Origin of the sequence: Amphibacillus sediminis NBRC 103570 (assembly GCF_001552275.1) — a bacterium.
GTDB lineage: Bacteria > Bacillota > Bacilli > Bacillales > Amphibacillaceae > Amphibacillus_B > Amphibacillus_B sediminis.
Genome location: NZ_BCQW01000008.1, coordinates 1 through 12,999, shown reverse-complemented (window position 1 = coordinate 12,999; position 12,999 = coordinate 1). Strand labels below are relative to the sequence as shown.

The window sequence follows — 12,999 nt, the reverse complement described above, 5'->3', positions numbered from 1 at the left end:
ACAGGTGTCATCAGAATTCTACTGATGACACCTGTTTTTATAAGGTAGATTATTAGTAACGTGATTGATTAATAAAGTGTCCTATCTTTTCCAAAATTGGCTCAATTGAAGTTTCATCGTGCATTAAATCGTAGTCTGAAATATTTATCCGTAAAATTGGACAAGCATTAAAGCTATTAATCCAATCCTCATAACGCTTATGCATTTCTTCCCAATATGAAACAGGGGTTTGCTGCTCCATTGGTCGTCCACGTTCTTTAATACGTTCAAGAATCTCTGCTAGTGTTCCTTCTAAGTAAATAAGCAAGTGTGGATGTGGGAAGTATGGCGTCATTACCATGGCATCAAATAAATTACGATAGGTTTGATAATCAGTTGGGTTCATGGTACCTTTCTCATAGTGCATTTTAGCAAAAATGCCGGTGTCTTCATAGATTGAGCGATCTTGAATAAAGCCACCACCATATTCAAAAATACGTTTCTGCTCTTTAAAACGTTCTGCTAGAAAATAGATTTGCAGATGGAAGCTCCAACGTTCAAAATCTGCATAAAACTTATCTAGATAAGGATTTGTATCAACTTTTTCTAATGAAGTACGAAAGTTTAATGCATTAGCTAAAGCATGGGTCATGGTAGATTTCCCTACTCCGACAGTTCCAGCAATGGTTATCACACTATCATGAGGGATATTATATTTTTCTCTTAAATTCATTTTTTATAAAACTCCTTCAGCAATATGTGGCTTAACTTTAGTAAAAATCGCTTCAAGGTCAGCTTGATATTTGATAAAATCTAAGCTATCTCCGTCAATACGAATAACAGGGATATTCGGATGGGTCTGCTCAAAATTATCCATATATGACTGGTAATCATATTTTAATTGCTCTAGATAAGCCGGTTGAATATTTTCTTCAATTGTTCTTCCACGTTGATCGATACGATGTAATAAAGTATCTAGACTTGCATCCAAATAAATTAACACATTAGGTTTAGGCATGTCGTCCATCAGAATATGATAGATTTTCTCGTATTTCTCCAGTTGGTATCCTGATAAAGTGCGTTTCGCAAAGATCATATTTTTCATAATATGATAATCGGCTATCACAGGCTTATTTTTACTCAAATAAAGCTTATCAATATCCTCAATCTGTTTATAGCGATTACATAGGAAAAACATTTCCGTTTGAAAGCTCCATGCTTTAATATCGTCATAAAACTTACCTAGGAAAGGATTTTCTTCAACAATCTCTTTCAAAAGGTGAAAATTAAAGTGTTTAGCTATTTTTCTAGATAAAGATGTTTTGCCGACACCAATTGGTCCTTCAACTGCAATAAAAGGAACCTGCTGCATACTATTTCCTCCCTAAACTTACAACCTTTCAATAATAAAGACAAAAACTATTCTATCATATTTAGAATCGAATCGGTAAAAGTTCATAAATATATCAATATAAAAAATAAAATTAGTGTTATATATTTGAGGAGCGGATCAGGTTTATTTTTTTCAGTAGGAGAATCGGAGTGGACTATGAAAGGTCGATCGATTCCCCTTACCAGGGCTGGGATAAAACATATAAAGTTAAGCGCCTCTTTTAACCTAGTCTCAAAAGTCGCAGATATTTAACTTCATTCAGCAGAATTCTCCCACATTTATAAGTGGTAAGATGAAATGCTTAATACAATGGAGATCAACCCTTGCTGAATAAAGTTAAAGCCTCCGGCGGGACCCACAGGTTTTTAGCAGAAATTTATCAAGCGAAGTCGATAAAATCTGGGCGTAAATACACCAAGGCGCATTTGATTCTGCTTATAGAATTTGGATTAAGAATGTGACAATAATAAACAGTAAGTTGAGGCCTATTACCGCAATACCACCGATTCTGTTTGCTTCACGTAACAGCTTACGACTGAATGTTAGGCAATAATACGACAAATATAGGCAAACAAGCACAAATAGAAGTTTTTGCATTAATCTCGTACCTCATTTAGGTTCGTGTCATCTAATAAATTACCGAACTGCATTTTTTTTAGCTGATAAGACACATGAATATCAGCGTTGGGATAGATATTTTTATTCCAATCTGCTTGTTCGAAGGCTGGAATATCCTTGAAATGCTTTCTTGCATAAAGTGACCAATAAAATGGCTGAGCCCTGTAGCTTTCTTGTGTTTTTTTAATTAGCTCTTTTGTGATTGCTTCGTTATAGTCTTCAATGGATTTTTCTAAGGTCGCTTTATCTGCTTCACTTTGTGAGTAGTTGACTAAGCTTGGGATAGCTAGTATTTCTATTTCAAACTGGACTAGCACATTAATGGTTGCATGGTTTCTTTCAGCATCATATTGTATATCTATTATAGGTTCTTGACTTTGAATATAGTCAGCTGCGACACGATACTTTGGAGCTAATGGATCTGGATAGGTGGTGAGTAACTCAGACATTTCCATTGTTTTATCAAGGATATTGGCAATTCTCGTTTCTTCACCTGTTAAGCGATCAATCATGATCCCTTCTTTAAAAACAGCTGAGCCCATAAACTGAGTAGGGTTACCACCACTTTTAGGAATTTGGCCAGCATAAAAATTATCTTCACTACCACGATCTATTTTGGGATCCGTATTTGTAGTGGCATACATAGCCAAGAATAAATCGGCATCTCCCTCAGTAATTTGAAAAAAACGATGGAGATCAGCATCTGGAATGATTCCCGTTTCTTTTGCCCTAGTCAACATATATTGATAATATTTATGTGGTCTTTGCTCTAGTGTTGGTTGATTATTTTTTATAAAGGTGGCTGCATCTTCTTGTGAAATAATCAGTTGTACACTTCTTCGAATTTGTGGTGTCCTTCCCGCTGATTGAATAATGCGAATAAATTGATCAGATCGAGCTAATGATTCAGAGGCAATAATGACACGTGTTTGATCAAGCGCAATTTGTTTGGTGACAAAAGCATTTGCTGTTGTTGTTGCTGTCATAATATCGGTCCCTCTAATGGTTACCGTTTCGCTTGCTTCTTGCTCTGATCCTACTGATGAGGCGATAGAGCCAACTTCAGGATTGGCAATTTGAAAGGTAAATAAAAAGATTCCCTCTTGTTCAGTTTCATCAATACCAACAGCAATAACATAGGATTGCTTTTCCAACTCAATCATATCCTCGCATCCCATAATAAAAAAGGATAATAAAACTAGCCATAAGAGTTTCAATTTTCCACCTTCTTTCGCTTAAATAAATGAATGAGCAGTAATACCAATGGAAACCCCATTATAATCGGGGTCATTAAATTTAATAATTGGTTACGGTAAATGAGCTCGTTCACGACAGAGTTATCAGGGACTAAACCGACCACCATAACTAAATAGCCCATTGGCAGTATTAATAGCTCAAAGTGCTTGATATTGAAGATCGCCCCAAAAAGCCATGTCAGCAAGTAAAGAAGTAGAATAAATCGAATAAAAGTAGCTAATAACCAAAAAACCATAAAAAACGTTTCAATATTTGTAAAGAAATCCCCTAAATTAACGTATTGCGTAATTTCATGAAAAGGAAATGAAATTTTTTCAATCGAATTATAGTCAAAGACAACAGCATAGATCAAAAAGAAAAAAGTAATAACGCCAATAGCGAATAGTAATCCAACTAAGCCCCCGGTATTGAAGTCATGTGACTTTCGAAAGGCTGAATAGCCCATAGTTAGAAGGATAAAATCACTATATATCGATCCTTTTAACAGACTCTCTTCGACAATTAATGGGAGTCCTGACCCGAAGATAGGAAAAATACGGTCCCAGACCAATTCTTCATATATTAGAAAAGCCAACAAAAAAAAGCTAATAAAGATAAACGGAAAAAAGATCTTCGCCGTATATCCGATCACTTCAATACCTCGAATCGCCCCGAAAATACAAATTATCGTAAAGAGTACAAAAATAATAAGGGTCGAAGAGTTCAAAAAGTATAAATTTCTTATTTGTTCAACATAATTGCGACTATCTAAGGATATAAATGTTATGTTCAAAAGTAAAAAAATAAAGCCAATAGCTTTACCTAACTTATTGCCTAGCAAAATTTCCAATAAATTAATGAGGTGCTTAGCTTGATAGTGCTTTAGTAAATAGAGCAGGATTAGAAGGCTTGGGAGTATGACAATAAAGGCAAGCAGCGGAATATACCAAAAGGCATTTTGAGCTTTTTGTGCGAATAAGGATGGTGTTGTGTCGGTTAGCTTTAGTGCAATTAAGATCATCGTTAGAGAAAACATTTCAAAAGCTGCTAATTTCTTATCTACTTTCATTGTCATCCTCTTCCTTTATTTATCTTTCCGAGCTGACTGGAGATCTTTGGGCAACAAATAACCCGGTCGCCATTTTTCTTTACGCATGGCTTTTCTAAAATAAGTATCTTGATTTGATAGATAGATCGGTGCTAAGGGAGCAAAGTAAGGGATACCAAAGGATTTCAATGAGACAGCGTACATAAACCAAATTGTAAAGGCCATAACCAAGCTGTACATACCGAAAAAGCCTGCTGATAAAATAAAAATAAAACGCGTGATTCGAACCGTATAATTAAAGCTCGGATCACTGATGGCGAATGATGTTAACCCAGATAAGGCTGAAACGATCACAATAATTGGGCTAATAATATTGGCTTCTACTGCAGCTTGTCCTAAGATAAGCGCTCCAACAATCCCGATCGTGGGACCCAATGGATTTGGAATGCGTATACCTGCTTCTCTAATCAGCTCAAAAGCGACCTCCATAATCAGCACTTCTAAAATAAGCGGAAAGGGAACACGCTCTCGAGTTACTGTAATGGCAAGTAATAGATCAGGCGGGATCATTTGACTATGAAAATTAGCTAAGGCAACATAGATGGCTGAGATCATTGTCGTCAAAAATAAGGCTAAAAAACGAACGCCTCTCGTGAAATTACCAAAAATAACCCGCATATAGCGATCCTCGGGGTTATGGATAAAAGACCAAAATGTAATGGGTACAATCAAGCAAGCAGCAGAACTCTCCATTAAAAGAATAATATGCCCACGCTCTAAGTAAATAGCGGCATTATCTGGCCGTTCTGTATAATAAATACTGGGAAATATGGAATAGGGACGATCCTCAATATATTGCTCTAATAATTCTAAATTTTGAACATTACCGACTTTAATCGCATCTAACTTTTCCTTAACCTCCTCAAGTAATTTATCATTGACCAAGTTATCAATATAAAGTAGTTGAACATCTTGCGTTGAACGGTCACCAACTTTTTTCACTTCGGTCATCAAGTTGTGATTACGTACTCGCTTACGTACAAGTGAAATATTGACACGAAGTGATTCAGTAAAAGCCTCCTTAGGACCACGTACAACACTTTCATTTTCTGACTGACTAATCCCTCTATGCTCGAAATTAGAGACATCGATTGAATAAGCAATCGGGTCATCTTCCATAAGCATTATGGCCTTTCCACTAGTCATATGATCTTGAATTTCATTTAAATTTGATGTGACTTTAACACTTTCGGGAATAATAACATGATAGAGTGATGATCCAGACTGCTCTAACAATGGCCGAATAATTGTTTGCTCAATTTTGTCGCTGTTAACTAGAGAGGCATAATAACATAGCAACACATCCTTTTGATTATATTTTGCTTGGAAAACTCTCATTGAAAAATCATTATTTTTACCGTAAGAAAAGCAATGCTTGAGCAAGTCTATATTTGCCACTAAGTCTGAACTCAGTTTATTTTCTACTCCAAATTCATTACCTTTTGCCTTTTTTCTACGATTTTGCAATCCGATTCACCCCCTTTTATCGCCGTGTAACTGTCTGGGGCTTTTGTAAGACTCCGAGTTCAAGAAATAAGGGAACACGTCATTTCTATGTGGGAGATCCAACAGCCCGTAACGGCCCGATTGGTTCAACTAACGTTCAGTGGAGGAGAGAGGTAAGTTCGCGACGTCGTGTCGCAACGTCTGCACGAGCACATCCTATGCGTTGAAACCCCCACTGAATGAAGTTTCACTTTTTATAAAATTAGTCTGGATAGTTTTAACCTATCTATACATGGGTATACCTTAAACAAATAGATCACAAGATAAAGGAGCGGATCGAATATGAAGCAGATTGCTGTTGTTATTGCTGATTTATTTGAAGATATTGAATACACCTCACCAGTTGAGTCATTTCAAGAGGCGGGACATCAAGTGGTAACGATTGGTAAGGAAGAAGGTGTTACTGTAACGGGAAAAAATCAAAAAGTTCAACTTAAGGTAGAACGGGGGATTGATCAGGTTAAGATAGAGGAATTTGATGCCTTATTCATTCCGGGAGGATTCTCACCTGATATATTACGGGGAGATCACCGATTTGTACAATTTGCCAAAGGATTTATGGAGGCTCAAAAGCCCGTTTTTGCTATTTGTCATGGCCCTCAGTTGCTCATTACTGCTAAGACACTTGAGGGAAGAAAAGCAACGGGATTTAACTCTATAAAAGTTGATATGGAGTATGCTAAGGCCGATTTCCTTGATCAAGAGGTTGTTGTCGATCGAGAGCAACTTGTTACCAGTCGTACACCTGACGACCTCGAAGCATTTAACCGTGAATCATTACGACTGCTTAATTCGTAATCACAGACCTTACTGACTAGGCATTCCATTCCCTCTGAAAAAGCAACCCCGCTTTATCAGTGATAGGCGGGGTTAGTTAATATTTATTAATGTTAAATTGGTCTTCAAGCAAGAGCCAATTTTGGGGAAAAGCTAAACCTAATTTCCAATAACTAATCCCTCGTAAACCTTTTTCTCTGATTAAATCAAATTTAGCCTGAATCGATCTTGCGTCTTCAAACCAAACCTCATGCTCATTTCCCTCTGTGTCGACATAGTGAAAATAAGGGGCTTGAGCAACTGGATCAAATGAAATAGCTTGATTATGATCACGAGCTAGTGCAATGCCTTGCTGAGGACTTATCGCTCGAGCGTATTCTCCACCTGGCTGATAAGGTAATGTCCAATCATAGCCGTATAAATTTTGACCTAACATAATTTTATTGGCTGGCATCTCTGTTAAGGCATAATCTACAACTCGCTCTACTTGGTCAATAGGTGAAACAGCCATTGGGGGACCACCACTGTAACCCCATTCATAGGTCATCAGAATGACAAAGTCCGCTATTTCTCCATGTGCCCTGTAATCATGTGCTTCATACCAAGGACCTTCTTGAGTCGCACTTACCTTTGGTGCAAGTGCGGTTGACATTAATAAACCTTCCTCACTTAAACGTGATTTAGCATAACGCAAGAAATTATTATAGGCTTCACGATCTGCAGGCGGTAAAAACTCTAAGTCAAAATGGACATCACGATAGCCGCCGGCCCTTGCTGTTTCAATAATGTTATTCAGTAAAGTTTCTTGGATGGCTCTATCATTAACAATTAAGCTTCCCAGCTCATCACTAAAAGCCCCTTCTTCCAAATTCGTTACAACGAGTGATAAAGCAGCTTGGTTCTCCTCAGCGATCTGTCTAAAGTTATCAAGAAGTGGTGGACGTAAAGTTCCATCACGGTTAACTTGGTAACTAAAGAGAGATAGGTAGGTGAGTAGCTCGGCATGCTTTCTAGTTGCATTAATCAATGTTTCTGAGACAGTATCACCAATTGGTTCAACATAGGCATTCGTTTCAATTAATTGTTTTACTTGTTCTGGTATATATAATCTTAGGCCAACCGGAAGTGGTTGATTAGGATCAATGGCATTAATATTGGCTAGCTCAGTCGGACTAATACCAAATCGTTGACCAATACTAAACAAGCTATCACCTGGTTGGACAAAATAAAACTGTCCAACAACAGGGATCACTAATGCTTGACCAACAACAAGCTGATTTGGGGCTTCCAATTCATTGGCGTCAACAATAGCTGCTACAGTTGAACCAAATTGATTAGCAATACTGTAAACCGTATCCCCTTGCTCAACAGAATAAATTTGCACACGCTTTCCTCCTCACATCGTTCATTCTTTTCTAAGCCTATGCGTGATTCGCTCATTGAAGTACTTTTTTTAAATGAAATTTGTTAAACTAAGCCATAAAGGCTTGTTCAAAAAACTCACAATGATAGGGCGAAGCATCTGATCGTGAGTTTGTGTTCTACTAAATATCTGTTGAAAGGGGCACATGCTCCAATCTCAACTTAGCTCTGTGGCACAGACTAACCTTAAAACTAAATGGATGAAAGGATATTTAACATGACTGATGAGGATTACATGCAATTGGCTATTGCCGAAGCTATTAAAGCTGAACAATTAGGCGAGGTACCAATTGGAGCAGTACTTGTACATGAGGGAAAGGTGGTGGCTCGCGCCTTCAATTTAAGAGAATCACTTCAAACGACAGCTTCTCATGCTGAAATGCTTGTCATTAACCAAGCAAATGATTGGTCCAAAAGCTGGAGATTAGAAAATTGCACATTATATGTTACTTTAGAGCCTTGTCCAATGTGTGCTGGAACGATCTTACAAGCAAGAATTCCTCGCGTCATTTTTGGTGCATATGATCCGAAGGCTGGCTGTGCAGGATCAATAGTCAATCTATTACAAGATGATCGCTTTAATCACCAAGTTGAAATACAAGGTGGTGTACTTGAAGAGGCATGCAGTCAAATATTAACGGATTTTTTTAAAAAGCTACGTCAGCAAAAGCAAGTAGCCAAAGCTGCTGCAATGACAGTTGATGAGGAAAAAAATAACAACGGTTAAGATTTGCATTTTTGTACTAAACGATTTATACTAATACATGCGTCGGAAAAGACGCATATTAATTTTTGTTAGCAATCTTGCCGTGCTAGGTGGGGAGGTAGCGGTGCCCTTTACTCGCAATCCGCTGTAGCGAGACTGAATTCCCATTTGAGGTACAACATTTTAAGGTCTGCCATAACGAATTGGTGTTGACGCTTGGGTCCTGCGCAACGGGAGCCCGTGAATCCTGTCAGGTCCGGAAGGAAGCAGCAGTAAGCGGTTTTTTCTCGTGTGCCGCAGGGAAGCCTAGGCTGAGCCATGAACTTGTGTAACGCTTGGAGTGTTGTTATCAAGGATGGGTGCACGGCGTTATAATTGTTAGTCAATCCCTTGCCATTCGTGGTAAGGGTTTTTGTCTATATAAAAGTAACTACATAAAGACGTTTGCAACCATTTGTGTGTCTGAGAGTGATCGTTACGAATAAAAAGAGCTATCAGTTGTTTAGGATAACTATTCACATTCGCATTCAATTTCAGTTATAATAAGAAAGGAAATCCAATTAGAGAGGATTAGGCAAAAAATGAGCTACCAAGCCCTTTATCGCGTATGGCGACCACAAAGCTTTGCTGATGTTGTTGGACAATCCCATATTACTCGAACATTACAAAATGCTATTGCTAAGGATAAGTTTTCACATGCCTATTTATTTTCAGGGCCTCGTGGTACCGGTAAAACAACCGCAGCCAAAATTTTTGCCAAAGCCATAAATTGTCGTGAAGCACCTGTAAAGGATCCATGCGGTAAATGTGATGCATGCATCGGTATACAGACAGGAGCCATTAGTGATGTGATGGAAATCGATGCTGCCTCTAACAATGGAGTAGAGCAAATTCGTGATATAAGAGATAAAGTCAAATACGCACCAAGTTCTGTAACCTATAAGGTGTATATTATTGATGAGGTACATATGCTTTCTATAGGGGCTTTTAATGCGCTATTAAAGACTTTAGAGGAACCACCGAAACATGTCGTTTTTATTTTAGCTACAACTGAGCCACATAAGATCCCACTAACCATTATTTCACGCTGTCAACGGTTTGATTTTAAGCGTATATCTAACCATGATATCATTGGAAGAATGCAGGACATAATGAGTCGTGAGGGTACGACTGTGACTGAACCTGCTTATCATGCTGTGGCCCTTGCTGCCGAAGGTGGTATGCGAGATGCATTAAGTATATTAGATCAAGCCATTTCTTACAGTGATGGGCAGGTGGAATTAGAAGACGTGCTTGCTGTAACTGGGTCTGTTTCGCAAGATAAGCTAATTCAATTTATTCAACGATTGTACCACCATGATACGCCAAAAGCATTAAAGCTCATCGACAGCTTTATCCGAGATGGTAAGGATACGGGTAGACTTGTTCATGACTTAATCTATTTTTTGCGTGATTTACTATTAGCGAAGAGTGCGCCTAATTTAGAAGATATCATGGAAAGGGCTATTGTAGACGATGCATTTAAGGAGCTTGCTGAAACCATTACTGTTAATTGGATACAACAAGCCATTAATGAATTCAATCAGTGTCAACAGAATATGAAGTGGACGAATAGTCCTAAAGTTTTTTTAGAAATTGCTATCCTGAAAGTAACTGAGCAAAAAAATGAATCCCAAGGTCATCAAATAGATGATCAGCAAATTTTGCAGTTAACAGAAAAGCTTGCTAAACTAGAAAAAGAACTAACAGGTTTAAAGCAAAAAGGCAATCAACTCAAGCAGATAGAAGAACAGCATACTAAGCCAAAAAAGAGTCCAACCTTTTCAAAAAATGGTTACAGAATTCCTTTGGAGCGTGTACGTCAAGTTTTAGAGCAAGCAGAAAAAACTTACTTAAAACGTGTCCAAAGCAAATGGGCAAGCTTTATGCAGATGCTAAAGCAGCAAAATGCCCCTGCTCATGCTACTTTACAAGATGCTAAGCCGAGTGCTGCGTCAGAGGATTCAGTGATCATTGCATTTAAATATGAGATCCATTGCTCGCTTGCACTTGATCACCAAGAGACAATAGAAGGTTTATTGTATGATTTATTGGGCCAGTCAACAACCATTATACCGATTCCTGAAGCCAATTGGTTGGAGGTACGTCAGGAATTTATTGAGAAACAACGCCAACAATCACCAGAGCAGAAAGACACAGAAGAGTCAAGATCAGATTTAGATGAACCTTTAGTGACTGAGGCTCGAAAGCTTGTCGGCGATGATTTATTAGAAATACATGACGAGTAATTAAATTTAATAAACCTAAGGAGGAATTTCCAAATGCGAGGAAATATGGGAAACATGAATAAAATGATGAAGCAAATGCAAAAAATGCAAAAAGATATGCTAAAGGCTCAAGAAGAACTTCAAGCAATGACCTTTGAAGCAACAGCCGGCGGTGGCATGGTAAAAGTTGTAGCTAACGGAAAGAAAGAAATTCTTGAAGTAGAGATAAAAGAAGAGGTTGTTGATCCGGATGATGTTGAGATGCTTCAAGATCTTATTATTGCCGCAACTAATGAAGTTCTTACAAAAGTAGATGATCAATCAAATGAAACAATGGGCAAGTTTACCCAAGGGATGAATTTACCCGGAGGAATGTTCTAGGAGGGGTAATTGTGTATTATCCAGAACCAATTTCAAAGCTAGTAGATAGCTTTACTAAGCTGCCAGGCATTGGACCGAAAACAGCGGTCCGACTGGCTTTTTTTGTACTAAATATGAAGGAAGACGATGTATTAGACTTTGCTAAAGCACTAGTTAACGCAAAAAGAGAGCTAACCCATTGCAATATTTGTGGTCATATAACTGACCAAGATCCTTGTGTTATTTGTCAGGATCAATCAAGAGATGAATCTGTCATTTGTGTTGTTCAGGATCCTAAAGATGTGATTGCAATGGAGAAAATGCGAGAATACAACGGGAAATACCATGTGTTAAATGGTGCTATATCACCAATGGATGGAATAGGACCGGAAGATATTAATGTTCCTTCTTTATTAAACCGTCTCAAGGATGAACAAGTGAAAGAGTTAATTTTAGCGACAAATCCTAATATTGAAGGAGAGGCGACAGCCATGTATATATCTCGATTAGTCAAGCCAACAGGGATTCGAATAACCCGAATTGCTCATGGTTTGCCGATGGGTGGAGATTTAGAATACGCTGATGAAGTCACACTATCAAAAGCTTTAGAAGGAAGACGTGAACTATAAAGGAAGTGGCTGAATGGGGTTTAGAAAGAAACGGAAAGTAGTAGAAGATGCTTTGCTTGAAGAGATACTCCGTTTACAATCCGAATGGGTTAAGTTAAAAGGAATTATCGAACGAAGTGTGGAACCGAGCGAAATTGGTCAATTTGATTTAATGATTGCTGAAGCTAAGTATTTTTATTTACTTAGAGAAGCTCGCTATCGAAACATTAATGCCCGTCATTAGCTAAAATATGATGGGCGTTCTTTTTTTTGCCCTTCTCTCATAACTTAAAGGTAGAGGTGTACTAGGGAAGATTGAAGGAAAAGAGAAAGTCAATAAGGAGTGATCACATGCAGACAATGGTTATTATAGGTATAATCTGTCTCATTCTCATTAGCTTGTTTCATAGGAAAACGTTTAAATTACTGTCTAAAACATTAGTAAAGGTGACGATTGGAGCATTATGTATCTTCTTTTTAAATCTATTTAGTGGCTCGTTCGGCTTGCATGTACCCATTAATCTATTCACAGCATCTCTGGCTGGATTTTTAGGTATTCCAGGAGTTATCGCCCTTAGTTCTTTACACTTATTTATACTTTAGTTATTGAAAAAGAGATGAGAACAAAAGGATCAAAAAGGAGTACCCCTTTTTTTTTTTGCAAAAAAAGCACCCAAAAAAATCTAAACTATATATCTTCTGTAGTTTCTCTAGGGAGGATTATATCGTAAGCTATTGGGTAAAATAATAATATTTTTTTAAAAAGACTTGTTTTTTAATATTTATCATGCTATATTATTTAGGCGTCATTTTTAACTAAATATGCAAAGCAAAGTTGAATTTAAAAAAACTTGACTTTACTATTGTGTTTTAGTATAATTAAATGGTTATCGATTTCGATAACTTGATTGATCTTTGAAAACTGAATCAACCAACCAGTACAAAAAAGTAAGAAAAGCTAGTGCTTGAAACCGAGCAATAAAAAGATCATCGATTCTGATCGATGCGCACGTAAGTGC

Annotated in this window: 13 protein-coding genes and 1 other RNA gene; 8 read left to right on the top strand and 6 right to left on the bottom strand. The window is 37.6% G+C overall.

Annotation, left to right across the window (positions count from 1 at the left end):
* Positions 1–52: 52 nt before the first annotated feature.
* The 5 genes from ASE01S_RS06975 to ASE01S_RS06955 all read right to left on the bottom strand — a co-directional run bounded on the left by ASE01S_RS06975 (position 53) and on the right by ASE01S_RS06955 (position 5,801).
* On the bottom strand, positions 53–712 hold the full coding sequence (locus ASE01S_RS06975; RefSeq protein ID WP_067840350.1) for a deoxynucleoside kinase: 660 nt from the start codon (positions 710–712) through the stop codon (positions 53–55).
* Positions 713–715: 3 nt separating this feature from the next.
* Complete coding sequence (locus tag ASE01S_RS06970) at positions 716–1,351, bottom strand: deoxynucleoside kinase (protein ID WP_067840348.1); 636 nt, start codon at positions 1,349–1,351, stop codon at positions 716–718.
* Positions 1,352–1,968: 617 nt separating this feature from the next.
* The gene (locus ASE01S_RS06965) at positions 1,969–3,153 is read right to left on the bottom strand and encodes a Ger(x)C family spore germination protein (RefSeq protein WP_245630334.1); all 1,185 of its coding nucleotides are present in this window, start codon (positions 3,151–3,153) and stop codon (positions 1,969–1,971) included.
* Between the two features lie 50 nt (positions 3,154–3,203).
* Positions 3,204–4,295 carry a GerAB/ArcD/ProY family transporter gene (locus tag ASE01S_RS06960; RefSeq protein ID WP_067840345.1) on the bottom strand — a complete coding sequence of 364 codons (1,092 nt, stop codon included), beginning with the start codon at positions 4,293–4,295 and terminating at the stop codon, positions 3,204–3,206.
* A 15-nt stretch (positions 4,296–4,310) separates the two neighbouring features.
* Positions 4,311–5,801: a spore germination protein gene (locus tag ASE01S_RS06955; protein WP_067840344.1), complete on the bottom strand. Its 1,491-nt coding sequence runs from the start codon at positions 5,799–5,801 to the stop codon at positions 4,311–4,313.
* 321 nt (positions 5,802–6,122) lie between these two features.
* On the opposite strand from ASE01S_RS06955, the gene ASE01S_RS06950 reads away from it, so the two are divergent.
* Positions 6,123–6,638 (top strand): type 1 glutamine amidotransferase domain-containing protein, encoded by a 516-nt coding sequence (locus ASE01S_RS06950; RefSeq protein WP_067840341.1) that lies wholly within the window; start codon positions 6,123–6,125, stop codon positions 6,636–6,638.
* A 76-nt stretch (positions 6,639–6,714) separates the two neighbouring features.
* Here ASE01S_RS06950 and ASE01S_RS06945 read toward each other — a convergent pair whose 3' ends face one another.
* The gene (locus tag ASE01S_RS06945; protein WP_067840339.1) at positions 6,715–8,001 is read right to left on the bottom strand and encodes a glycoside hydrolase family 18 protein; all 1,287 of its coding nucleotides are present in this window, start codon (positions 7,999–8,001) and stop codon (positions 6,715–6,717) included.
* 255 nt (positions 8,002–8,256) lie between these two features.
* Between ASE01S_RS06945 and tadA the strand changes: the two genes are divergently transcribed.
* The 7 genes from tadA (at position 8,257) to ASE01S_RS06910 (ending at position 12,583) form a co-directional block, all read left to right on the top strand.
* Positions 8,257–8,766, top strand: coding sequence for a tRNA adenosine(34) deaminase TadA (gene tadA / locus ASE01S_RS06940; RefSeq protein WP_067840337.1), 510 nt, complete (start codon positions 8,257–8,259; stop codon positions 8,764–8,766).
* An 80-nt stretch (positions 8,767–8,846) separates the two neighbouring features.
* An RNA gene (gene ffs, locus ASE01S_RS06935) (signal recognition particle sRNA large type) lies at positions 8,847–9,112 on the top strand.
* 214 nt (positions 9,113–9,326) lie between these two features.
* A complete protein-coding gene (dnaX, locus tag ASE01S_RS06930; protein ID WP_067840335.1) occupies positions 9,327–11,033 on the top strand; it encodes a DNA polymerase III subunit gamma/tau in 1,707 nt (568 codons plus the stop codon).
* A 33-nt stretch (positions 11,034–11,066) separates the two neighbouring features.
* Positions 11,067–11,393: a YbaB/EbfC family nucleoid-associated protein gene (locus ASE01S_RS06925; RefSeq protein WP_067840333.1), complete on the top strand. Its 327-nt coding sequence runs from the start codon at positions 11,067–11,069 to the stop codon at positions 11,391–11,393.
* A gap of 11 nt (positions 11,394–11,404) precedes the next feature.
* Positions 11,405–12,001, top strand: coding sequence for a recombination mediator RecR (recR, locus tag ASE01S_RS06920; RefSeq protein ID WP_067840331.1), 597 nt, complete (start codon positions 11,405–11,407; stop codon positions 11,999–12,001).
* A 13-nt stretch (positions 12,002–12,014) separates the two neighbouring features.
* The gene (locus ASE01S_RS06915) at positions 12,015–12,224 is read left to right on the top strand and encodes a YaaL family protein (RefSeq protein ID WP_067840329.1); all 210 of its coding nucleotides are present in this window, start codon (positions 12,015–12,017) and stop codon (positions 12,222–12,224) included.
* Between the two features lie 107 nt (positions 12,225–12,331).
* Positions 12,332–12,583, top strand: coding sequence for a pro-sigmaK processing inhibitor BofA family protein (locus ASE01S_RS06910; RefSeq protein WP_067840327.1), 252 nt, complete (start codon positions 12,332–12,334; stop codon positions 12,581–12,583).
* The last annotated feature ends 416 nt before the right edge of the window (positions 12,584–12,999 follow it).

Coding starts and splice junctions, on each gene's coding strand:
- tadA (WP_067840337.1), top strand. CDS start 8,257: ATGACTGATGAGGATTACATGCAATTGGCTATTGCCGAAGCTATTAAA.
- ASE01S_RS06915 (WP_067840329.1), top strand. CDS start 12,015: ATGGGGTTTAGAAAGAAACGGAAAGTAGTAGAAGATGCTTTGCTTGAA.
- ASE01S_RS06970 (WP_067840348.1), bottom strand. CDS start 1,351: ATGCAGCAGGTTCCTTTTATTGCAGTTGAAGGACCAATTGGTGTCGGC.
- ASE01S_RS06910 (WP_067840327.1), top strand. CDS start 12,332: ATGCAGACAATGGTTATTATAGGTATAATCTGTCTCATTCTCATTAGC.
- ASE01S_RS06965 (WP_245630334.1), bottom strand. CDS start 3,153: ATGATTGAGTTGGAAAAGCAATCCTATGTTATTGCTGTTGGTATTGAT.
- ASE01S_RS06925 (WP_067840333.1), top strand. CDS start 11,067: ATGCGAGGAAATATGGGAAACATGAATAAAATGATGAAGCAAATGCAA.
- ASE01S_RS06950 (WP_067840341.1), top strand. CDS start 6,123: ATGAAGCAGATTGCTGTTGTTATTGCTGATTTATTTGAAGATATTGAA.
- ASE01S_RS06975 (WP_067840350.1), bottom strand. CDS start 712: ATGAATTTAAGAGAAAAATATAATATCCCTCATGATAGTGTGATAACC.
- ASE01S_RS06960 (WP_067840345.1), bottom strand. CDS start 4,295: ATGAAAGTAGATAAGAAATTAGCAGCTTTTGAAATGTTTTCTCTAACG.
- dnaX (WP_067840335.1), top strand. CDS start 9,327: ATGAGCTACCAAGCCCTTTATCGCGTATGGCGACCACAAAGCTTTGCT.